The sequence below is a fragment of the Nocardia iowensis genome (assembly GCF_019222765.1).
Taxonomy (GTDB): domain Bacteria; phylum Actinomycetota; class Actinomycetes; order Mycobacteriales; family Mycobacteriaceae; genus Nocardia; species Nocardia iowensis.
The window spans coordinates 2,190,160-2,212,534 of the sequence record NZ_CP078145.1 but is presented as its reverse complement, the minus strand read 5'-3'; the positions used below and the strand labels follow the sequence as shown (position 1 = coordinate 2,212,534).

General features: G+C 67.0%; 18 protein-coding genes and 1 pseudogene. 6 read left to right on the top strand and 13 right to left on the bottom strand.

What is annotated here, in order from left to right:
• Window positions 1-142: 142 nt before the first annotated feature.
• Entirely contained in the window at window positions 143-1,096 is a 954-nt protein-coding gene (locus tag KV110_RS10020) for a helix-turn-helix transcriptional regulator (protein ID WP_218475377.1), read from the bottom strand.
• 97 nt (window positions 1,097-1,193) lie between these two features.
• On the opposite strand from KV110_RS10020, the gene KV110_RS10015 reads away from it, so the two are divergent.
• The 3 genes from KV110_RS10015 to KV110_RS10005 all read left to right on the top strand — a co-directional run bounded on the left by KV110_RS10015 (window position 1,194) and on the right by KV110_RS10005 (window position 2,776).
• Window positions 1,194-1,604, top strand: coding sequence for a VOC family protein (locus KV110_RS10015; RefSeq protein ID WP_218475375.1), 411 nt, complete (start codon window positions 1,194-1,196; stop codon window positions 1,602-1,604).
• 267 nt (window positions 1,605-1,871) lie between these two features.
• Complete coding sequence (locus KV110_RS10010; protein ID WP_218475373.1) at window positions 1,872-2,399, top strand: sigma-70 family RNA polymerase sigma factor; 528 nt, start codon at window positions 1,872-1,874, stop codon at window positions 2,397-2,399.
• Window positions 2,396-2,776 (top strand): zf-HC2 domain-containing protein, encoded by a 381-nt coding sequence (locus KV110_RS10005; RefSeq protein ID WP_218475371.1) that lies wholly within the window; start codon window positions 2,396-2,398, stop codon window positions 2,774-2,776. Before KV110_RS10010 ends, KV110_RS10005 begins: the two co-directional genes overlap by 4 nt.
• Window positions 2,777-3,341: 565 nt before the next feature.
• On the opposite strand, the gene KV110_RS10000 is transcribed toward KV110_RS10005, so the two are convergent.
• Complete coding sequence (locus KV110_RS10000) at window positions 3,342-4,136, bottom strand: HAD family hydrolase (RefSeq protein ID WP_246634441.1); 795 nt, start codon at window positions 4,134-4,136, stop codon at window positions 3,342-3,344.
• A gap of 215 nt (window positions 4,137-4,351) precedes the next feature.
• On the bottom strand, window positions 4,352-6,223 hold the full coding sequence (locus tag KV110_RS09995; RefSeq protein ID WP_218475369.1) for an Hsp70 family protein: 1,872 nt from the start codon (window positions 6,221-6,223) through the stop codon (window positions 4,352-4,354).
• A gap of 562 nt (window positions 6,224-6,785) precedes the next feature.
• On the opposite strand from KV110_RS09995, the pseudogene KV110_RS09990 reads away from it, so the two are divergent.
• Window positions 6,786-7,555 (top strand): annotated as a pseudogene (locus KV110_RS09990) (SDR family NAD(P)-dependent oxidoreductase).
• Window positions 7,556-8,380: 825 nt separating this feature from the next.
• Here the strand turns inward: KV110_RS09990 and KV110_RS09985 are convergent.
• From KV110_RS09985 to KV110_RS41925, 8 genes are all read right to left on the bottom strand, one after another.
• Window positions 8,381-9,964 (bottom strand): FAD-dependent oxidoreductase, encoded by a 1,584-nt coding sequence (locus tag KV110_RS09985; protein ID WP_218475368.1) that lies wholly within the window; start codon window positions 9,962-9,964, stop codon window positions 8,381-8,383.
• Between the two features lies 1 nt (window position 9,965).
• Window positions 9,966-10,970 (bottom strand): AurF N-oxygenase family protein, encoded by a 1,005-nt coding sequence (locus tag KV110_RS09980; RefSeq protein ID WP_218475366.1) that lies wholly within the window; start codon window positions 10,968-10,970, stop codon window positions 9,966-9,968.
• Between the two features lie 253 nt (window positions 10,971-11,223).
• Entirely contained in the window at window positions 11,224-12,426 is a 1,203-nt protein-coding gene (locus tag KV110_RS09975; RefSeq protein ID WP_218475364.1) for an Hsp70 family protein, read from the bottom strand.
• Between the two features lie 528 nt (window positions 12,427-12,954).
• The gene (locus KV110_RS09970; protein WP_218475363.1) at window positions 12,955-13,950 is read right to left on the bottom strand and encodes a sulfate/molybdate ABC transporter ATP-binding protein; all 996 of its coding nucleotides are present in this window, start codon (window positions 13,948-13,950) and stop codon (window positions 12,955-12,957) included.
• Window positions 13,947-14,753: a sulfate ABC transporter permease subunit CysW gene (gene cysW / locus KV110_RS09965; RefSeq protein ID WP_218475361.1), complete on the bottom strand. Its 807-nt coding sequence runs from the start codon at window positions 14,751-14,753 to the stop codon at window positions 13,947-13,949. The genes KV110_RS09970 and cysW overlap by 4 nt, the downstream gene beginning before the upstream one ends.
• Window positions 14,750-15,640 (bottom strand): sulfate ABC transporter permease subunit CysT, encoded by an 891-nt coding sequence (gene cysT, locus KV110_RS09960; RefSeq protein ID WP_393539124.1) that lies wholly within the window; start codon window positions 15,638-15,640, stop codon window positions 14,750-14,752. Before cysT ends, cysW begins: the two co-directional genes overlap by 4 nt.
• A 27-nt stretch (window positions 15,641-15,667) precedes the next feature.
• Window positions 15,668-16,714 (bottom strand): sulfate ABC transporter substrate-binding protein, encoded by a 1,047-nt coding sequence (locus KV110_RS09955; RefSeq protein WP_218475360.1) that lies wholly within the window; start codon window positions 16,712-16,714, stop codon window positions 15,668-15,670.
• A gap of 202 nt (window positions 16,715-16,916) precedes the next feature.
• Window positions 16,917-17,006, bottom strand: a complete 90-nt coding sequence (locus KV110_RS41925; protein WP_309546086.1) for an Ms4533A family Cys-rich leader peptide — start codon at window positions 17,004-17,006, stop codon at window positions 16,917-16,919.
• A 71-nt stretch (window positions 17,007-17,077) separates the two neighbouring features.
• On the opposite strand from KV110_RS41925, the gene KV110_RS09950 reads away from it, so the two are divergent.
• Window positions 17,078-18,133 (top strand): M48 family metallopeptidase, encoded by a 1,056-nt coding sequence (locus tag KV110_RS09950; RefSeq protein WP_218475358.1) that lies wholly within the window; start codon window positions 17,078-17,080, stop codon window positions 18,131-18,133.
• Window positions 18,134-18,213: 80 nt separating this feature from the next.
• Here the strand turns inward: KV110_RS09950 and KV110_RS09945 are convergent, their stop codons facing one another.
• A complete protein-coding gene (locus tag KV110_RS09945; protein WP_218479563.1) occupies window positions 18,214-18,480 on the bottom strand; it encodes a hypothetical protein in 267 nt (88 codons plus the stop codon).
• An 87-nt stretch (window positions 18,481-18,567) separates the two neighbouring features.
• Here KV110_RS09945 and KV110_RS09940 point away from each other — a divergent pair, with 87 nt between their 5' ends.
• Window positions 18,568-20,556, top strand: coding sequence for a glycoside hydrolase family 15 protein (locus KV110_RS09940; RefSeq protein WP_218475356.1), 1,989 nt, complete (start codon window positions 18,568-18,570; stop codon window positions 20,554-20,556).
• Between the two features lie 12 nt (window positions 20,557-20,568).
• Here the strand turns inward: KV110_RS09940 and KV110_RS09935 are convergent, their stop codons facing one another.
• Window positions 20,569-22,371, bottom strand: coding sequence for a P-loop NTPase family protein (locus tag KV110_RS09935; protein ID WP_218475354.1), 1,803 nt, complete (start codon window positions 22,369-22,371; stop codon window positions 20,569-20,571).
• Between the last annotated feature and the right edge of the window lie 4 nt (window positions 22,372-22,375).

Genomic DNA, 22,375 nt, shown 5'->3' with positions numbered 1-22,375 from the left:
TCAGACAGGTCCCGCTCGGGAGCCCGCCAATCTTCAGAACTTCGCCGAGGGCACATAGTGGAGGCGTTTGCGGAGAAGGGCTCACCATGATGTGCCACTCGACGCTCGCCGGGGAACGAGAAGCGTGGGTGAGGTGGCGGTTTTACGGTGATGGGGGGTGGTAGCGGTTGATGAGTTCCGTGCCGATTCGGGCTAGTTCGGTGCGGACTTCTTCGGGTTCGACGACTTCGATGGAGGCGCCCCAGCCGGCTAGTTGCTGGGCGAGCATCCAGGCGGTGGGGGCGGTGACCTGGACTTGGATGCGGCCGTCGGGGATCGGGCCGTCGACTACGCAGTGTCTGCCTTGTTGGTTGCGGAGGATCGGGAGCAGGCGGTCGGAGATGAGGACGGTGGCGGCGGTGGCGGCGCGGCGTTGCTCCATTTCGTCGACTACCTCGTTCCAGGTGGCGGAGAGGTCGAAATCGGCTGGGCGGTGGGCGGGTTCGTCGGTCAAGACGGCCTCGGTGATGCGGTCGATGCGGAAGGTGCGCTGGCCGTTGTCGGTTCCGGCGATGAGGTACCAGATGGCGTCCTTGTCGATCAGGCCCCACGGGTCGACCAACCGCTCGGTGCGTTCGCCCTTCTTACTGGCGTAGTGCAGGCGAACCTTGTTGCGCTGCACCACCGCTCGCTGTAGTAGCTCGACCACCGGCGGTAGCTCCCGGTCGGCCTGACCCCAGCGGGCGGGATCGATCACCACGGCGTCGGCGGCTGCCGCGGCGTCAGTGCGGAAGGGCTGCGGCAAGGCGCGGACCAGTTTGCGCAGTGCTGATTTCACCTCCGGTACCGCGCTGGCCGACGGGCCTGCCAGCAGGAACAACGCCCGCGCCTCGCCCGCCGTCAAACCGGTGAGGTCGGTGCGCGCGCCGCCCACCAGCGACCAACCGCCGCCGCGGCCCGGCTGTGGGTACACCGGGACGCCCGCCGTCGACAATGCCTCTAGGTCGCGGCGCGCGGTGGCGACCGATGTCTCCAGTTCCTCGGCGACCTCGGCGGCGGTCACCCGTCCGCGCGTCTGCATCATCAGCAGGATCGCCACCAATCTGTCCGCTCGCATGCGCACAATTCTGCCTGAAAAAGTGCTCATTCGGTGAGCACTTTAGGTTGGATGATGGTTTTACAAGCAAGAACCAACACCGATGAAGGAGACCGAAATGCTGCGAGGAATGGCGACGAGCACGTTCTACGCCGACGACCTGGAAGCCGCGAAGGACTGGTACACCGAGTTCCTCGGCGTTGAGCCCTACTTCCACGTCCCCAATGGCTACTACGAGTTCCGCATCGGCGACTACCTGCACGAATTTGGAATCGTCAACCGCGCCTACGCCCCGGCAGGCGCCCGCAACGCACCCGGCGGGGCCATCGTCAACTGGCACGTCGACGACATCAAGGCCACCTTCGACCGACTGCTCGAACTCGGCGCCAAGGAGTACGACCCGATCACCGAGCGCGGCGAAGGCTCCGGATTCGTGACGGCGTCCGTCGTCGACCCCTTCGGCAATGTCCTCGGCCTCATGTCGAACCCGCACTACCTCGAGGTGCTGGCGAAGACCGGTCCGGCGTAACCAGGAGCCGTCCACCGAGCGAGTCGCACTCACCTGCGGCCGTCCACCCGAGCGCGTCGCACACACCTGCGGCGCGCTCGGTCGTTGGCGGTTTCACAGCGGTTCGGCCGCTGCGCGGGTGGCCGGGTGTTGCTGTCGGCGGGGCGGCATATGATCTGGGCCACATCTGCTGTTTGCGTCGTGAACGGCTTCCGGCTTGGAAGGACACCTATGGTCATCCCCGTCCGAGCAGTACACGGCGCGCGCGGCACGGCGAATAGTCCGGAGATGCTAATCCGCCGCGTCGGGCGCGGGGACGAGCAGGCGTTCGCCGAGTTGTACGACATCGTGGCGGGGCCGGTGCTAGGGATTGTGGCGCGGGTGGTGCGAGATCATGCCCAGGCCGAAGATGTCGCGCGGAATGTACTGCTCGAGCTCTGGCAGAAGGCACCGCAATTCGATGAGCACAATCATCGAGTGCTGGAGTGGGCGATGTCGATCGCGCATCGCCGCGCAGTGGAACGCGTGCGCTTCGCCGACGCCGGGGAACGGCAGAATCGTGCGGGGCAATCCGAGTTGCGCTGGTGCTTCGACGAGGTTGTGCAGACCGCGATGGATCGGATCGAGGACGACGCGGTGCGCAGGTCGTTGGGCGAACTCACCGATCTGCAATGCCGATCGCTCATTCTCGCCTACTACCGCGGTTACACCGACCGCGAGGTATCCGAGGCACTCGACAAGCCGGTAGGGACGATCAAAGCCCGGATGCGCGACGGACTGATCCGCGTCCGCGACACCCTGGACCGGCAGCCGTGAACCCCGACATCCACAACCTCACCGGCGCCTTCGTACTTGACGCCCTGAACGACGCCGAACGCGCCGCCTTCGCACGCCACCTCGACAATTGCCCCACCTGTCACGCCGAGGTCACCCTCCTGCGGTCAGTCGCCGCACGCCTCGCCACCGCGGTGGCCCCGGTATCGGCACCTTCGTTGAAGGACCGGGTCCTGGCCGACCTCAGCACACGCCGCCAACTCCCCGCTGACACTCTCGGCCGAACCCAGATCATCCCAGCCATAGGCGACCTGGAGCGAACAGCAATTATGCCGCCCCTGGAAGGCTTGACCGACAACGACTTTCCACCGAAAAGCAAGCGCCGGTGGACCCCGTTCCGAAAGCGCCGCTCGAGGTAACCCGCCCGCCAGCCGCCGACGCCCCATTAAGCGCCCCACCGAACAGGACACAGCCGAGTCCCACTCGCAATTCGGCTCAGCCATGTCCCACTCGACGCCTTGGTCAAAGCGGCCGCGGCCGCCCGATCGTCAGCTGCCCAGGGCGCAGTGGCCGCCTCACCCAACGGGACACAGCCGAGTCTCTACTCGCAATTCGGCTCAGCCATATCCCGCTCGACGCCTTGGTCAAACCGGCCGCACCCGCCCGCTCATCAGCTGCCGAGGGCACAGTGGGCACTTCGTCCTCCGGGCCACAGCGAGTCCACGCTCGCATTCGGCTCGCCCATGTCCCCTTGGCACTTTGGTCACAAACCATGCCGCGGTCGGACTCGACCGCCGCTTCGATAACCTCTTTCCCCGACCCTCAGCGGCCAAGGGCGCGGCGGGCGCTTTGCCCAACGGATCACAGCCGAGTCCCCGCCCGGGATCCGGTTCAGCCAGGTCCCGCTCGGTGCGTGGGTTGGGGAGGCCGGGGCGGGTCGGAGTCGACTCTGTCCCGTGCGTTCAGGGGTGCCGAGGGGACGGGTCAGGGGCGGAACCAGCGCTCCAGGATGGTGGCTACGCCGTCTTCGAGGACGTTGCCGGTTACCTCGTGGGCTAGGTTTCTGACTTCGGCGGGGGCGTTGGCCATGGCTACGGAATGGGCTGCCCAGCGGAGCATTTCGCGGTCGTTGTAGCCGTCGCCGATGGCTAGGGTGGCGGAATGCGGGACGTCCAGGGCTAGGCGGAGACGTTCGAGGGCCCAGCCTTTGGACACGCCTTCGCGGGAGACGGTGAGCCAGGGGCCGAATTCGCCGTGCACCCAGCTGGCGCCGGGGACTTGCAGCTCATGCAGCAGGCGCAGCATTTCCGCCAGCGAACCCTGGGGCCACCAGCCGTTGAGCCGTGGGGTCGGCTCGCTGCTCAACGCGCCGTGGTCGACGAGCAGGTATTCGCCGAGCGAGAACTCCCCTGGGCTGGTGCCGGTGGCCCAATAGCCGATGCCGACCTTCTCGACGGCGAAGATCATCTCCGGGATCAGGGCGCGCAACGCGAGAACCGCAGGCGCCGGGTCGAAATCGTGCACGGTCACCGGCTGCCCCTTGGCCACGTCGACGTGCACCGCCCCGTTGGAGCACAGCGCGTGCCCCTCGAGTAGACCCAGTTCGGCCAGCACCGGCCGGGTGGTCAGGACGGTTCGCCCGGTCGTCACGACGACATGCGCGCCCGCCAGCACGGCCGCACGCACAGCGGCGGCCACGCGCTCACTGACCGGACTACCGGTGTCGAGCAGCGTTCCGTCCACATCCAGCGCAATGAGCTGGGGTCCCCCGTTTGCCACCAGCCCATTGTGCCTTGACGCCGCGGTGCCCGTCGGGCGATCACTCACGTCGAGACCTCCACTCGGCCCGCTGATTCGGCACCGGCCGTACGGCAATGCCGCAGCCTTACCAGAGCAGCCGCAGGCCGACCAACCTGCGCACCGAACCACACCGCCGTGTTCGCCGTGACGGCAAAGGGCGGACGCAGCACTGCTCCGACTCCCAGCGAATCGCCCTAATGCCCGCCTGCGCCATCTGTGGAACCACCGGTCGAACCACCCGAGGACGTGCCGCCGGAAGTGGAACCGCCGGAGGTCGTGTCGCTCGAGGTCGACGTGCTCGCGGTTGTTCCAGAGGTGCTGCCCCCGGTGCCGCTCGACGTGTCGCTGGAAGAGGTTCCGCCGGAAGTGGTTCCGCTCGAGGTGCTTCCGCCGCTGGAAGTACCGGCGGAGCCACCGGCCGTGGTGCCACCGGTGGATTCGCCGGAAGACGTACCCCCGGTGGACTCGCCGGACGATGCGGTGCCACCGGAGGTCGTGCCGCCGGTGCCGGAAGTTGTTGTCCCGCTGGCAGTACCGGAAGTTGCTCCGGCGACCGGCGCTTCCGCGACACCTCCGGTGATAGGGGCTGCCGGGGTGGTGCCGGTATCCGGTATCGAAGGCGCCGGATTGCCCTGGGGCGCAGTGGGTATCGACCCTGGCGCAGGCGGCACGGCAGGTGTGCCCGCGATCGGGGCGGCAGGCTGCGCAGGTACGCCAGGAACCGCAGGCTGTTTAGGCGACGGCGCAGGTTGGCCGAAGGGCAGCGGGTTGATGAAGTAGGCCGGGTCGGCATAGGGGGCACCGCGACGTGGCGTGGTGGCACCGGCGATTCGAGGTCCGTCGTTCGAATCGTTGCGGGATTCCGCCACGCTCGGCCCGAGCGGGGTCGCGTGTGACGCGGGCGTGATGAACAAGCCGTACGCGGAGGGCTTGGCGTTGCCGGAAACCAGGTTTCGCGATTTCGTCCACCCGGCGGGTGTCGCCACCCAGGCGTCGTGGTGGCCCGCCATATGGTCCCCACTGGCGTCGTACAGCAGGGTGTCGCTCGTCGGTGCGTCCAGGCCGGGGTAATGCTCGAGCACCGGTATCGCATCAGGACCCGCTGGGCTGCCGAACACGGTCACCGCCGACATGGCGACCGCGGAAACCACAGCAGCACTGGAGAATACGGCTACCCGCGGCGAGTTCCGGCTGCCGTCGGAGGCTGCGAGCGCCATGGTGCGCGCAGCCATGAGCGCGGCACCCGCGGCGACGGTCTGGCCGGGATCGGCCGAGACCACCAGGGGGCGGCCGAGTTCGGCGAGGGTGCGGGCCACCTCGGCGGGCCGGGACGCGCCGCCGACCACCAGGATGCGGCTGATGTCGGACAAAGTGAGATCGGCCGATCGGACGGCGCTGCGCACCACCTCGAGTGTGTCGTGCACGTGCGCGGCGCGCAGGCCATCGATGTCGATCATCGACAGCATCGACATCGGTGTCGTCGTGCCGGGCCGGGCGTCGTGGGCGTACCGTGCGATCATCGCGCCCAGCGGCCTGCCACCGAAGTCGTAGGAGCGCACCGGTTTTCCGACCATCGGATGGTTGTCCCAGTCCGGACCGACGCGCACGACGGAGACGTCGAGGCTGGTCCCGCCGAGGTCGTAGACCAGCACGAAGCCCGGTTCCAGCGGACCGTGTTCGCGTTCCAGCCATTCGGCGGCGGCCACCGGCTCGGGCACCAACGCGACGTCGCTCGCTCCCGAGAGGTCGAGCGCCTGCCGCAGCAAGGTCACCTCTTTGTCGGAATACGTTGCGGGATAGGTGGCTACGGCACCCGACTCGGCCGCCGCGGGCTCGGCTTCGCGCAGCCCGTTCACCACCGCGGCGACGAGGTTGGCGGGCGACCAGATGCGCCCGCCGACGATCATCGACTCCGGATCGCGACTCAGGTCGGCGAAATCCGTTACGGCCATGCTGAATTGAGGTATGCCACCGATCCGCAGGCCGCCCGCGCTGTCGAAGGTCACCGCGGTGCGTCGACTGCGCACGACGGGCCGCGTTCGCGCACCGGTCACCGAAGCCGTCATAGAGTTCACTGCACCGATGCTGAAACCCAGACCTGTGGTCATATGCTATCCCGTCAACGTACCGAGACCACGTCCATCACACAGAGAACCATGTGGCCGCGGTCGTCTTCCAAACAGCCAGCACAGATTAGCTGCTCGGCTCGCTGGAAGGATGTGGAATAGATATGAACGGCACGAGAATGGCGTGAAACGTTTAGCTCCCGACGGCAATGATCCGGGTCACCTGCGGCGATGTGCCGTCGCAGAAAATGTTCAGCCCTCTCGACAGGCGCGGATGCCACAGCGCACCACACAATCCCGTTACTTCACAGCGATCCGGACAAAGCGCCGATGGCGGACCGAGAGCCGGTATTCCCCGAGAATCACAAGTCACATTAAGACACTGACTGGTCGGTAACCAAATCGTTGCCAGCGCTACTCATTCCAGTGGGAGCTATCCCGCCGCCAGTTCCATGACGCATCAACTCAATGTCTGATTCCTGCCAGCGCAGCCGCCCCGCGCCGACTTGACTTGGTTCTGCGACCGCACCACAGAGGTGAGATCGCAAGAACGAGAAGGGAAATGAAGAACATGGCTACAAGGTTCGAGGAAAAGGTCGTGCTGATCACCGGCGCCAGCTCGGGCGTCGGCAAGGCGGTGGCCCTGCGGGTGGCTAGCGAAGGGGCTGCCGTGGTGCTCGGCGCGCGCGGCAAGGACACGGGCGAGCAGGTGGCGTCCGACATCCGCGCGGCAGGTGGTCGGGCGCTGTTCGTGGCGACCGATGTCACCGTGGAGGCGGATGTGGCACGGCTTACCCAGGCGGCGCTCACCGAGTACGGGCGGCTGGACGCGGCTTTCAACAACGCGGGCGCGGTCAATGCCTTCGGCCCCGTCTCCGAGATCGATGAGGCGGGCTGGCGCGCCGACCTGGAACTGAACCTGACAAGCGTGTTCTACGGTCTGCGTCACCAGGTGCCCGCGCTAGCGCGTCCGGTGGCGGTGCGATCCTGAACAACGCGTCGAACCTCGGCGTCGTCGGCATGGGCTCGGTCGCCCCGTATGTGGCGGCCAAGCACGGCGTCATCGGCCTGACCAGGGCGGTGGCGCTGGAAGCCGCCGAACAGGGTGTCCGGGTGAACGCGCTGGTCTCCGGTGCGATCGACACCCCGGCGTTCCGCAATTCGATGGGCGCGACACCCGAGGGTGAGGCGGCCATCGCCGCGCTGCACCCGCTGGGCCGGATCAGTCAGCCTGCCGAGATCGCGTCCTTTTGCGCGTATCTGCTCAGCGACGAAGCCAGTTTCGTTACCGGTGCCGCACTGGCGATCGATGGTGGATTCACAGCTCGGTGAACGCCGGAGGCCCCGGCGGAGGCGCGGGGCGCTGCGAGCGTCGGAACTCGGCGCTTGTCGAAGAATGCTCGGACGGGTCGCCGCGCGCGACCCGTCCGAGCTCCAGCGGAACCGACCCGACGTGATCCCGCTAGCACACGAGCCGAGACCTGCTCGTGTTGATCCCGGTGCCGACGCTGAACGGTCGCGATGGCGGTCGCAATCCCCCCAGTTCCGTACGCGTGATGCCCTTCCATCGTCTGGCCTCCCGTCCCCGCCCACAAGTCCCCGAAACTGGGGGGATCACCCCGAGGTCACGCGCTCACAAGCCGCCCACGAATCTGCCTCCCGCACATGACCTAGCGGCCAGTAACCTGCACCGCAACAAAACCGCACACCCCGCCCCGCCGAAGTCGAGCCTGCCGCGCATGAATTAGGGTCCGGCAGGCAGAATGGCCCGCAATTATCCGCGCAACAAGCCGAAACCCGCGCGGCAGGACGAAATCCGCGCAGCGGGACCAAACACGCGCGGCATGGCACGCGGCCGTAGTCCGGCTGCCTTGCATCAATTGGTTCGGCTCGCGTCTCGGCCCCGCAATTGTGTGCGCAGCAAGATACAACACGCGCGGCTGGACCAACGTGCGAGCCGGGAGCGAACACACGCAGCGGGACACAACGCACGCGGCGGTACGGAACACACACGGCGAGACGCACTTACGCATGGACGGAGCGAGTCTCCCAGCGCGGTCACGCCCTCATCGCGTGGCCGCGGGGTGGGCACCATCGACGGCGGCGCTGGCGTCGATGGTGACGGCCTCGCGGGACCGGGGTGCCGCGAGGGGTTTGTCAGGAGCGGATGAGCAGGCGGCGGAGCGGGCCGCGGCGTTCGGTGGCTCCGGCGGTGCGGACGGCGGGCTGGCGCTGGTGGATCAGGCGGTCGAATTCTGGTGGTGTACCGGCAGGTTCGGGTAGGCGGCCGGCGTTGAAATCGTCGGCGAGCTGCTGCACCGTCTCTTGCGCGCAGGATTTGTTGGTGCCGATGAAGCCGGTGGGACCGCGCTTGATCCAGCCGGTGACATAGGTGCCGGGCAGTACGGCGCCGTCGGTGCGCTCGAGCACGCGGCCGTCTCGGTTCGGGATCACGCTGGCGGCGTCGTCGAACGGCAGGCCGGGCAGGGGCACGCCACGGTAGCCCACCGAGGTGAGCACGAGGCCGGCGTCGAGGCGTTCGGTGGCACCGGTTGCGACCGCGCGGGTGCGGCCGTCCGCGTCGGTGACGAGTTCGTTGCGGCTGACCTCGATGCCCGCTACCCGGTCGGTGCCGAGAATTTCGGTGGGCGAGGCGAGGTAGCGGAAGACGACCCGCTTGCGTTCGCCGAACGGCCTGCTGCGCACGGTGTGCAGCAGCCGCAGCTTCTGCTCGACCTGATACGGCAGACCCTCGACGATCTCGGGCAGTTCGCCCTCGATCGCAATGTCCACATCGGCACCGAGCAGTCCGACGAATTCGGGCACGGTGAAAGCGGATTCGAGCGGACCTCGGCGGCCGAGAATCACCACTTCCTCGATCTTGCTCTCCCGCAACGCCCGCAGCGCGTACGGCGCGATGTCAGTGCGCGACAACGATTCCGGGTCGGTGGTGAGAATGCGCGCGACGTCGAGCGCGACATTGCCGTTGCCGACGATCACGGCGCGCTGCTGCGACAGGTCGAAGGTGCGGTCCGCGTGATCGGGATGCCCGTTGTACCAGGCGACGAAGTCGGTGGCGGAGATATTGCCCCGCAGTCCCTCACCGGGGATGTCGAGCTTGCGGTCCGCGGACGCACCGACGGCATAGATCACCGCGTGGAAGTGATCGAGCAGTTCCTCATGCGAAACATGCGCGCCCACTTCGACATTCAGATATGAGCCGAATCCGGGCTGCGCCGAGATGATGTCGAACAGCTCGCTGACCTTGCGGGTCTTGGCGTGATCCGGCGCGACGCCGTGGCGGGCCAGCCCGTAGGGCACCGGCAGCCGGTCGAACACGGTCACCGACACATCGGGCTGGGTCAGCAGTTCGTCGGCCGCGTACATGGCCGAGGGTCCCGACCCGACAATCGCCACCCGCAACGACTGGCGTTCGGTGCGAATTTCGGCCGCGGGCACCGGCTTCGCCAGCAACGGCCGCGGCCGGGTCTGCCGGTAGAAGTCGGCGTTGATCTCGATGAACGGCTTCTGCTCAGCGGTCAGCTTCTTCGACGACACGATCGCGTCGACCGGGCACGCGGTGGCGCAAGCGCCGCAGTCGACGCACGCCTGCGGGTCCACGTACAGCATGTCCGCGGTCAGGAAGTCGGGCTCATCCGGCGTGGGATGGATGCAGTTGACCGGGCAGGCGTACACGCAAGACGCGTCGCTGCAACAAGATTGGGTGACGATATAGGGCACGTCAGCCGGCCTTGGCCGCGCGCAACGGCTCCGAACGGTAGCGGGTGGTGTGGCCGTCGATCTTGAGCAGCTTCCAGATCGCCTTGGAGACCGGGTTCATCAGGCCGATGTCCTTGGCCAGCGTGCGCACGTCACCGAAGAAGTCGCTGAACTCCTGCTTGGATTCCTTCGACCCGTAGAACAGCTCCTTGCGGACGTAATCCGGGATGTCGAATTCGCGCCAGAAGGACCGGGGCGGGGTGAAGATCGCGCGGCCGAGAATGAACATGACGATCGGCATCGCGATGGACAGGATGAACTTGGGGGCCGCCTTCGACTCCGGCACGTGGATCTTCAGGAACTCGTGCGCGAAGGAAATGTGCCGCGCCTCTTCGGCGACGTGGATGGCCATCACGCCGCGCATGATCGGGTGCACGTCTTCGCCGGAGCGCAGGATCGCCTTCTGGATGTGGTCGATCGGCTCTTCGCCGGCCAGCACCGCCATGAAGAACAGATTCGGGAACAGCGCGGCGACGGGGGCGCCCAGGTACTTGAACTTGCGCACCAGCGGGCCCATGCCGGGCACGTCCTCGCCGATCCGGTTGACCATCTCCTGGAACATCAGGGTGTGGTTGTGCTCCTCGATCATCTCGTGGGAGCAGTAGCGGAATTCGGGGGAACCGTTGGGCAGGCCGAAGTTGTGCGTGACCATGCCGCTGATCAGGATCGTTTCGAACTGCAGACCGACCTTGGCGACGTTGGCCTGGCGGTACTTGCCGATCGCGATCTTGCGCTCGACGGGCAGCGCCTGGTACCAGGGGTGGCGACCGAGCGGGTCGGCCGAGACCGGGAGGATCCACCGCTCCTCCCCCGCGTCGACGGCGAAGTCGGGGTTGTCCCAGTCGATGTCCTCGTACGGGTCGAAATGCTTGTTGACCGAACCCTCGGAGAGCAGCAGCAGCGTCGCGGCGTACTCCTGCGCCTTCTCCAGATCGGGGTCGACCGGGGGCGTCACGGCTGTAGACATCGTCGCAGCTGCCTCTCCTCGTAGAACGTTTACCTGTATCCCATAGTTACACCTACGACTGGTCACGTCAACCCACGAAGACAGCTGGACGAATGATCACCGGGGAGCTGATGCCGGGGAAATACAAAAGGCCGCCGCCACCAATTCCTGCTCAGCAGGGAAACGGTGGCCGCGGCCTACTCGGCGCAGCTCGTTGACGAGGCGTTATCCGCTGGCGGTGGCCCTCATCGCTACCGCCAGCGGATAACCACCCCTAGTGCAGCCCGAGCTGCGCCAACCCCACGATCACCCCGTCGGCGGGCAGGGCAAGCGCCATGCCGACACCCGCTACCGACAGCCCGGCCGCGAGCGCCACCCTGGTCAAGCGACGCTTGGTGCGCTGGGACAACACCAACGCCCTGGTGGCCGCCCGGTGCGCCCCGCCCCCACGCCGCTTGGCGTGGTGCTTACCCGCCGCCTCCTCGGCGGCAACGGCAGCCCGCCTGCCGATGATCGCCGCACCGTCGGCGATGGTGCGTTCCGGATCGGGCGCGGTGATCACCGGCCGGGCCAGCTCGCCCGCCAGCACCTGGGCCACCTCGACCGGCCGCGCCGCGCCGCCGACCACGAGGACGCAGTCGACATCGGCCATGGTGACGTCCGCGATGCGCAGACAGCGATAGACGAGTTCCAAGGAGGACCGCACGTGTTTGGTCCGTAACTCGTCGGCCGTGGTGCCCATGACCGAACCCGAAATAGAGGCCGAAGGCAATCCGTACCCGGCGCGCGAGGCGACCAGCGCACCGAAGGCCCGGCCGCCGAATTCGGCGGAACGCAGCGGCTCGCCGACGATCGGGTTGCGCGGACAGCCCGCGCCGACCCGGACCAGCGTGATGTCCAGACTCGCGCCACCTAGGTCATAGACCAGGGCCAGCCCCGGCATGAGCGGACCACGGTCGGCTTCCAACCAGGCCGCCGCCGCGACGGGTTCGGCCACCAGCGCGACATGGTCGAGACCGATGGCGTCCAACGAGGCACGCAGATCGCCGACGTGCGCCTCGGTGTAGCGCGCCGGATGGGTCAGCACGATGCCGACGTCGGTGCTGCGCGCGGTGTAGTGCGGATGATCGAGCAGTGTCTCGGTGATCAGGCTTTCGGCGACCACCGACACCAGATCCGCGGGCGACAGGGCGCGGTGGCCGACCCGCGCGGACATGATCGAGCGTTGGGTGAGATCGGCGAATTCGATGATCGCGCGCCCGTGCCGCGGAATCATGCCGACGCGGGCCAGGCCCGTGCTGTCGAAGGTGAGTGTGGTTCGGCGGGTGATGGATTGGGAGCGCTGGGCCCACCGGCGACCCGGTGGAGCCTGCGGGGATCGCAGCCAGCGGGGCGGGTAGGAGCCGTCTGAACCCTCCTCCGCCAGAGCGGAAACCGTGTTCACCGTGCCGATGCTCAAACCGAGACCAACCGCCATCGCAATCCACCTGATCGCCGAGCCGATTTGCTTCGAACTCCGTCCACGCAACCACTCCGCGACCCGCCTGCCAACCACCGGACACCCTGTTGTCCGCAGCCCGCCTGTTTTGCAACAGGTTACATAGCACAAGCATCCATCCTGGTCACCTGCCCTGGAGAGCGGCGAGTGCGACGGGAGCCGGATCCCAGTGCGACACGCCGATATTCGGCGCTGTCCCGCCCCGGTTTGCCGCACGGAAAAATAACCGCACAGCCATCGGGGACCATCGCGGATACACGTTCTCACATGCCGTGATAGCCCCTAACAATCGCAGAAACGCCTGACACGCGACCAGCGGAGAGCGATACTGCACAGACCTGCCGGAGCAAGGCACCGCCCGCCGCCCCGCAGAACCCGCATGCCCGCACACAACGTGGACACCGCAGTGACTTCGTACCCCCATGCCCGGACGCCATCACACCGAAAACTGATGGATCTCCTTGCGCCAGCACAAGATCAGCAACGATCCAGCAGCCGGACGACAACTCAGTGCGCGGGCAACTCCGGAATTCTGGTCGCCCGCGCATACACCGTCTCCCCATCGGCCAGCCGCAGCGCCTCCGCGTCACCGCGAGTCACCTGCGCGGCGAACAGATCACCGGTGGCCGCGTTGCGCAACTCGACCCGAACCTCGAAACCCAGGTGCACGACGCGCTCGACGGTGGCCCTGGTGACCCCCGCCGACTCAGCGGTCCCCTCGTGCTCGGCCAGCGACATGCTCGGCTCCCGACCGACGCGAATGTCGTGCGGCCGCACCAGATGTCCGTTGAGCCGCGCCACCGCGCCGAGGAAAGACATCACGAACTCGTTGGCCGGCCGGTCGTACACGTCCTCCGGCGTGCCGATCTGCTCGATGCGCCCCTTGTTCATCACCGCGATCCGATCGGCGACGTCCAGGGCCTCCTCCTGGTCGTGGGTGACCAGCACGGTGGTCACGTGCACCTCCTCGTGCAGCCTGCGCAGCCAGGTGCGCAGATCGGCGCGGACCTTGGCGTCCAGCGCGCCGAACGGCTCGTCGAGCAGCAGCACCTGCGGGTCGACGGCGAGCGCCCGCGCCAGGGCCATACGCTGGCGCTGGCCGCCGGACAGCTGCGCCGGGTAGCGGTGCTGGAAGCCGTCGAGACCGACGATGCCGAGCAGTTCGTCGACCCGCTTGCGGATCTCGTTCTTGGGGCGCTTGCGGATCTTCAAGCCGAAGGCCACGTTGTCGCGCACGGTCATGTGCTTGAACGCGGCGTAATGCTGGAACACGAACCCGATGTCGCGCTTCTGCGGCGGGACCCGGGTGACGTTGTGCCCCGCGATCATCACCACGCCGGAGTCGAGCGACTCCAGCCCGGCGATCGAGCGCAGCAGCGTCGACTTGCCCGAACCCGACGGCCCGAGCAGGGCGGTCAGCTCGCCGGACGGGATGTCGATGGTGACGTCGTCGAGCGCGGCGAACGAACCGTAGTTCTTCTTCGCATTGGTCACGGTGATCATTTGGTGCCCCGTTTGCGTTCGAGGAGGGTCATCAACAGGAGGGTCACGAGGGCCATGCCCATCAGCAAGGTCGCGGCGGCGTAGGCGCCGAAGGTGTTGTGGTCGTTGATGTATCGGCCATGCACGAGCAGCGTCAGGGTCTGCGACGTACCGGGCAGCGCGGACGACACCATGATCACCGCGCCGAACTCACCGAGCGCACGCGCGACAGTCAGTACGACGCCATAGGTGAGCCCCCAGCGGATGGCGGGCAGGGTGATCCGCCAAAACGTCTGCCAGCGGGTGGCACCCAGGGTGGCGGCGGCCTGTTCCTGGTCGTCGCCGATCTCGTGCAGCACCGGCTCGACCTCGCGCACCACGAACGGCAGCGTGACGAAGATGGTGGCGATCACCATGCCGGGCAGATTGAAGATCACCTTCAAGCCGATGTCCTCGAGACCGCCGAACCAGCCACCCGCGCCCCACAGCAGGATCAGCGCGACACCGACCACCACCGGCGAGACCGCGAACGGCAGATCCACGATGCCCTGAACCAGCGTGCGGCCGGGAAACTTGCCGCGCACCAACGCGATCGCGGTGACGATGCCGAAGACGACGTTCACCGGAACCACGATCGCCACGATGATCATCGACAGCTGGAACGCCGAGATGGCCGCGGGCGTGGTGATCGAGTCGATGAACGCGCCGATGCCCTTTTCGAAGGTGCGCACCAGGATGATGATCAGCGGCAGCACCAGCAACACGAACAGGTAGCCCAGCGCCACCACCCGCAACGAAATCCGGGTAGGCCAAGACAGATTCATCGCGATTCCTGTTCCTTGCGCACGCTGCGCTCGGCTAGCAATCGGAGCACCAGCAGCGACGCGAACGAAATGGCGAGCAGCGCAACCGAAACCGCCGCGGCGTTGAGCGGACGGTCGATCTCGATCTGCTTCTGGATGTACTGCGAGGCCATTTCGGTCTCCCGCGGAATGGCGCCGCCGATCAGCACCACCGACCCGTATTCGCCGATGGCACGGGCGAATGCGAGCCCGCCGCCGGAAATGATCGCCGGCCCGAGGGTGGGCAGCACGATGCGGCGGAAGGTGGTCCAGTTGTCCGCGCCGAGCGAAAGTGCGGCCTGCTCGACCTCCCGATCGGCCTCGATGAGCACCGGCTGCACCGAGCGAACCACGAACGGCAGCGTGACGAACGCCAGCGCCACGATCAGACCGGGCTGAGTCGCGTTGAGGTGGATGTCGATCGGGCTCTGCGGCCCGTACAACGACAGCAGCACGATGCTGGCCACGATCGTCGGCAACGCGAACGGCAGATCGATCAGCCCGTTGACGATGCCCTTGCCCGGGAAGTCATCGCGGACCAGCACCCAGGCGATGAGCGTGCCCATCACCACGTTGATCACCGCGACCACCACCGAGACGAGCACGGTGATCCGCAGCGAGTCCAGCGCGGCGGGCGCGGTGACCGCGTTCCAGAAGCCGGACCAGCCCTCGTCGAACGAGGCGACGGTGAGCGCGGCCAGCGGCAGCAGCACGATGATGCTGAGCCACAGCACCGCGGTGGCGATGCCGAGCGGGCCCACCGAGCCGGTCACCCGCAGCCAGGACCAGTTTCCGCGCGGACCGGTGTCTTTGGTGTCGCCTGGAGCGGGCGTCGACCCGATTCCGGCGGTGCTGCTCTCAGTCACAATCGTCCAGTATCCCGTGTGCCGGACCGGCTACCTGGTCGCCTTGTCATAGATCACCGCGACCGATCCGGTGTTCGGGGTGAACAGTTCCTTGTCCACGGTCTGCCAACCGCCCAGGTCGGCGATGGTCCACAGTTTCTGCGGCGTCGGGAAGTCGCTGCCGAAATCGGCGGCCACCTGCGGGTCGACCGGGCGGAAACCGGCACTCGCCCAAGCCTTCTGCCCCTCGGCGGTGTAGAGGAAGTCGCGGAAGGCGACGGCCTTCTCCTGGTTCTTGCTCGACTTCAGCACCGCGACCGGGTTCTCGATCTTGAAGGTGACCGGCGGCACGATGTGCTCGATGGGATCGCCGTTGCGCTCGGAGAAGATGGCCTCGTTCTCATAGCTGAGCAGCACGTCACCGGTGCCTTGTAGGAAGGTCTCGGTGGCCTCGCGGCCCGACTTGGGCTGCACCTTCACGTGCTCCTTGGACACCAGCTGACTCAGGTAGTCCAGGCCCGCCTGGGGGTTTTTGCCGCCTTCGGATTTGGCCGCGTACGGGGCGAGCAGGTTCCACTTGGCCGAACCGGAGCTGAACGGGTTCGGGGTGACCACCTCGATGCCGGGCTTCAGCAGGTCGTCCCAGTCCTTGATGCCCTTCGGGTTGCCCTTGCGGACCACGATCGCGACGACCGAGCCGAACGGAATTCCCTTGGTGGCGTCGGCATTCCAGCTCTCGTCGACCAAGCCCGCATCGACGAGACGGGTGATGTCGGGCTCGACCGAGAAGTTCACGATATCGGCCGCGGCACCGTCCTTGACCTTGCGGGACTGATCGCCCGAGGCGCCGTAGGCCCCGTTGACGACGACACCCTTGCCCTGCTCGGTCTTGTTGAACTCGACGACGACCTTGTCGAAGCCGGGCTTGGGGACCGCGTAGGCGTAGAGGTTCAGCGTGCCGCCGCTACCGTCGGCGCCGCTGCCCCCGACCGTGTCACTGGCTCCGCCACCGCACGCGGTGAGCGCGACCGCCGCGAACGCGGTGAGGGCGGCGACAACAGACCGTCGGCGCGGGGAGAGCCAAGTTTTGCGAGCCATTCGGGGTGGACCTTTCCTACGGACCGCCGGCTCGGGACCTCGAGCGACGGAGAAGCATTCTGTTGGATCGGTAGACCTGCCGCCGGATCGATGCGGCAGTGGCGCGACTGTCGGCCGGATCGGCCGCCGAGGTTCGGGGACGTCTGCGGAAAATTGCACGCCAGTCTACGAGGTAGGGACGCGCAGCCGTGCCCGTCGTCGATCAGCGACAGAGAATGTCGGCGACCGCGAGATTGCCGACCGCGATCAACGCCAGTTCATGGCGGACCTGCGGGACGGCACTCGAAGACACGGGCAGACTGTAGCAGAGCGCATGGCGCTACTTCGAATTGCAGAGCTCCAGGAAGAGGGGGGTTTCATCCCATGACTACCAGCCCGGATCGTGTCCGCACCCGGTTCCCCGGCATCAGCACCCGCGCGTGGGAGCACCCCGCCGATCGCACCGCTCTGGTGGCGTTGCGGACGCTGTCCGGGTTCGACACCGTGCTGCGCACCTTGTCCGGTTTGCTGCAAGAGCGCCAGCATCGGCTGCTCTATCTGGCCACGGCCGTTCGGGTGGACGAACGTCAGTTCCGTTCGCTGCATCAATTGCGGGAGGACTGCGTCGATATCCTCGATGCCCGCACCACGCCGGAGATTTTCGTGCTGCAGAGTCCGCACGTGAATGCCTTCACCATCGGCATGGACCAGCCGTTCATCGTGCTGACCACCGGTTTGATCGATCTGATGGATACCGAGGAGTTGCGTTTCATCGTCGGGCATGAGCTCGGGCACGCACTGTCCGGACATGCGGTGTACCGCACCATGCTGATGCATTTGCTGCGGATCTCCGCGAGCATCGGCTGGATGCCGGTGGGCGGCTGGGCATTACGCGCGATCGTGGCCGCATTGATGGAGTGGAGCCGCAAATCCGAGTTGTCCGGCGACCGGGCCGGGCTGCTGTGCGGGCAGGATGTCGACGCCTCCGTGCGGGTGCACATGAAGACCGCGGGCGGCACCTGGATCAAGGAGATGAACCACGGCGCGTTCCTCGCCCAGGCCGACGACTACGAACGTTCCGGCGATCTGCGCGACGGTGTGCTGAAACTGCTCAACCTGGAATTGCAGAGCCACCCGTTCTCCGTGCTGCGCGCCGCCGAGCTGCGCCGCTGGATCCAGAGCGGCGACTACGACCGGCTGCTCGCCGGCGACTATCCGCGGCGCGAACACGACAAGAGCACCAGCCTCGGCGAGGAGATCAAGGAAGCCGCCCGCACCTACCGCACCAATTTCGACCAGTCCGAGGACCCGCTCATCCGCACCGTCCGCAATCTGGGCCGCGATGTGGGTTCCGCGGTGAGCACGGTCGGGCAGGAGGTCGGCGAAACCGTCTCCAAGATCGGCAAGCGCTTCAACGACTGGCGCAGCGGGGAGAGCTAGGCGTCAGCGGGTGACGAGCCAGGCGACGACAACGAGGACGAGCAGGGCGATCAGGGCGAGCTGGACGCGCGAACGTGGCATCAGCGGACACCGCTCTGCACGGTCGGGCGGGCATCGACCGAGGTGAGCTCGGCGGGCAGGGTGTCGGGCACGGTGGGCAGTGCCTGCTCGACTCCGTGCTTGCGGTCGAGCACGCGCAGCGACAGGCGCAGTGCCCGGTCCAGCAGGTAGGCGATGGCGAAGCTGACCGGCACCATGCCCACCAGCACCACCAGGAACTGCGGGATGAACGGGAGTCCCGCGACCCACAGCTCGAAGCTGTCCCACCAACCTGCGATCCGATGCACCAACCCAGCCTAGTAGCTCCACCTGAGAGCTCGGCAAGTCCAATTCGAGACCTCGTGCCGCGGGCACGGCCATAGATACAGTGAGCTATGGCGTCCTCCGATGATCTCACCGTCGACGAACCGTACGACCTGCCGGTGGTGAGCAGGCTGACCGAAGCACGGAAACACGGCGCCTACCCGCCGATCGACGACTACGCGTTTCTGTCCGACTGCGAGACCAGCTGCCTGATCGCGAGCAATGGGTCGGTCGAGTGGATGTGCGTCCCGCGCCCCGATTCGCCGAGCGTCTTCGGTGCGATGCTGGACCGCAGCGCGGGCCATTTCCGGATCGGCCCGTACGGCGTGAACGTGCCCGCCGCGCGCCGCTACCTGCCGGGCGGGATGATCCTGGAGACCACCTGGCAGACCGAGACCGGCTGGCTGATCGTGCGCGACGCGCTGGTGCTCGGCCCGTGGCACAACAACGACCAGCGCTCCAAGACGCACCGGCGCACCCCGATGGACTGGGATGCCGAGCACCTGCTGTTGCGCACGGTGAAGTGTGTGAACGGCACCGTCGAGCTGGAGATGAGCTGTGAGCCCTCGTTCGACTATCACCGCGGAACGGCCCGCTGGGAGTACACCGGCAAGGTCTACGAGGAGGCGACCGCCGTCCGCGCCGACGACTCGAGCGCGGGCCCGACGCTGGTGCTGACCACCGATCTACGGCTCGGCCTGGAGGGCAGGGAGGCGCGCGCCCGCACCAGGATGGAGGAAGGCGACGAGGTGTACGTCGCGTTGACCTGGTCGGAATTGCCCGCGCCCAAGACGTTCGAGGACGCGGCGCAGAAGATGTGGCAGACCACCGAGTGCTGGCGGCAGTGGATCACCCTCGGCAACTTCCCGGATCACCCGTGGCGCAACTACTTACAGCGCAGCGCGCTGACGCTCAAGGGCCTCACCTACGCGCCGACCGGCGCGCTGTTGGCCGCCGCGACCACGTCGCTGCCGGAAACACCTGGCGGTCAACGTAATTGGGACTACCGCTACACCTGGGTACGCGATTCCAGCTTCGCACTGTGGGGTCTGTACACGCTCGGGCTCGACCGCGAGGCCGACGACTTCTTCTCCTTTTTGCGCGACGCCACCACCGATGAGAACGGCGATGCCGTTCCGCTGCAGGTGTTGTACGGCATCGGCGGCGAACGCCGAATCACCGAGGAGACGCTCGATCATCTCGGCGGTTACGACGGCGCCAAGCCGGTGCGCATCGGCAACGCCGCCTACAACCAGGATCAGCACGACATCTGGGGCACCATGCTCGATGCCGTGTACCTGCACGTGAAGTCGCGCCAGCAGGTGCCGGAAACACTGTGGCCGTTACTGGAAAGACAGGTCCGTGCGGCCATCGCGCACTGGCGCGAGCCGGACCGCGGCATCTGGGAAGTGCGTGGCGAGCCACAGCATTTCACCTCGTCCAAGGTGATGTGCTGGGTGGCGCTGGATCGCGGCGCCAAGCTGGCCGAACTGCACGGCCAGTTCGAGCACGCCACCGAGTGGTACACCATCGCCGACGAGATCAAGGCCGACATCCTCGAGCACGGGGTGAACGCCAACGGCGTATTCACCCAGACCTACGGCGGCGACACCCTGGACGCGTCACTACTCTTGGCGGTGCTGACCCGCTTCCTGCCGCCGGACGACCACCGGATCCGGGCCACCGTGCTGTCCATCGCCGACCTGCTCACCGAGAACGGCCTGGTGCTGCGCTACCGCACCGAGACCACCGATGACGGCTTGACCGGCGCCGAAGGCACTTTCACCATCTGCTCGTTCTGGCTGGTGTCCGCGCTGGTGGAGATCGGCGAGGTGCAGCGCGCCAGGCACCTGTGCGAGCGGCTGCTCGGATTCGCCAGTCCGCTGCGGCTTTATGCCGAGGAGATCGATCCGCGCAGCGGTCGCCACCTCGGCAACTTCCCGCAAGCCTTCACCCACCTGGCGCTGATCAATGCGGTCACGCACGTGATCAGGGCCGAGGACTACCGCAACGCGGGCGGCTTCCAGCCCGCCCACACGCCCGCGAACCACCCTGGCTGACAGGGGTTTTCGTCAGGCGGCCAGACTGTCGGCCTGCTCGCGCAGGCCGCGCAGCTTGCCGAGTTGCCCGTCCAGGTCGGCGATCCGGTCCCCGCTGTGATCGCCGTATTTCTCGAAGGCGGCCTCGGCCAGGCGCAGCGCCTCGTCCGCCTGCCGGGAGACGTCGGTCGCGATCTCGGTGAAGTGGTCGCGCAGCACTCGCTGCATGGCCCGCAACCGATTTCGCGATTCCTTGCTCACCTGGAAGATGACGTCGTCCATCAGCCGAGCCACCGCGACCTTCGCCTCGGCGCGGCGGCGGGCCTTGCGGGCCTTGCGGTCATCCCACAGGGCGTTGACGCCGAGCAGCACGCCCGCACCGGCCGAGTACCAGTTCACCAGCGACATGCCGAGCAGGCTGGTGGCCAGACCGACCATCAGGATGCCGCCGTAGGAGCCGCGCAACGCGGACAGGAACTGCTGCGTCACACTGGCTTTCGCGCTTTCCAACGGCTCGAGCGGCTGTACCGGTTCGAGTACCTCACCGGGCTTGTCCAGGCGCAGATCGGGCAGCGGCGCGGCGCGGTTGTCCGCGAGGAACTTCGAGGCCACCTGCTCGGAGAGTTCGACGGAGCGATAGTGCGCCATCACGAAGTTCTCCTCGACCGCCTCACAGATCCTGGCGTCGAGGTCGGTACCGAATTCCTTCCAGCGGCGCGCCGGATCGGTCTTGGTGATCTCGGCCTCGGCGTCACGCACCAGATTGCGCAGTCGATGACGCAGGTCGTGCTCGATGTCGGCCATCAGCTCAGTGCTGCCGTCGACCAGGGTGACCTGCCAGTTCGCCGTGCGCTGGCGCAGTTGCTCGGCGCCGTCGCGGGCCCGGACCAGCTGGTCGGTGATCTCGGCCCGGCGCCGCGGGTCGCGCAGCGACTCGGCCTCGTTGCGCAGCGTCAACGCGAGATGGTCGCTGACCAGCCGGATGTCCTGTACCGCGGCATCCACCGCGACCGTGTCGGCGCGGGCGACCACGTAGTCGCGCAGATGGTCGATCAGTTGCGGGACACCGGATTCGATGTCGCGCTGATAGTTGCCGGACAGCCCGGCCTGCCGGTGCAGTTCCGCGGACACCGGCGCCACCGCGAAGCCGAGACCGGCCGCGTCGAGCAGCTCCCGGTTGCGCTGCTGGGTGTGCGACCAATGCGGGTACTGGTCGATCTTGTTGAGCACGCAGATGACGGTCGGGCAGATCTGCTGGATACGTTGCAGATAGGCGATCTGCTCCGCGGTGAGTTCCGCCGCGGCGTCACCGACGTAGAGCACGGCGTCGGCGGCGGCGACCATCGACCAGGTAATGGGGTTGTCGGCCCCGTGCGCGCCCGGCGCGTCCATCACCACGACACCGTCGGCGAGCAGCGGGCTCGGCTGGGTGAACTCGGCGCGGATCACGCCGAAACCGGAAATGGCGGGGCCGGGGTCGAGCGGGTCCACCGACTGCCGCTCGGTGCGGCCATCGACCGAACGCACCAGGGTCGCGGTCGGTTCCGGGCCGTACTCGACGATGACGGGCACACTCAAGTCGCTCGCGGTCGCACTGACCGAGGCCCCGACCAGGCTGTTGACCAGCGTGCTCATCCCGTTCTTCGGTTCACCGACGACGACGAGACGAACCCGGGGGTCACTCACCCTGGCCCGGACCATGCTCAGACGGCTGCCGAGATCGTTCCGGCCCGCTGATCGGGTCATCTCCCACAATTCGTCGAGAATCCGGATGAGCGGCGCCATCGCGTCCGGGTGTTTCACCGTGGCGGCCTTCAGCCCGGCTGCGGCAGACAACCCT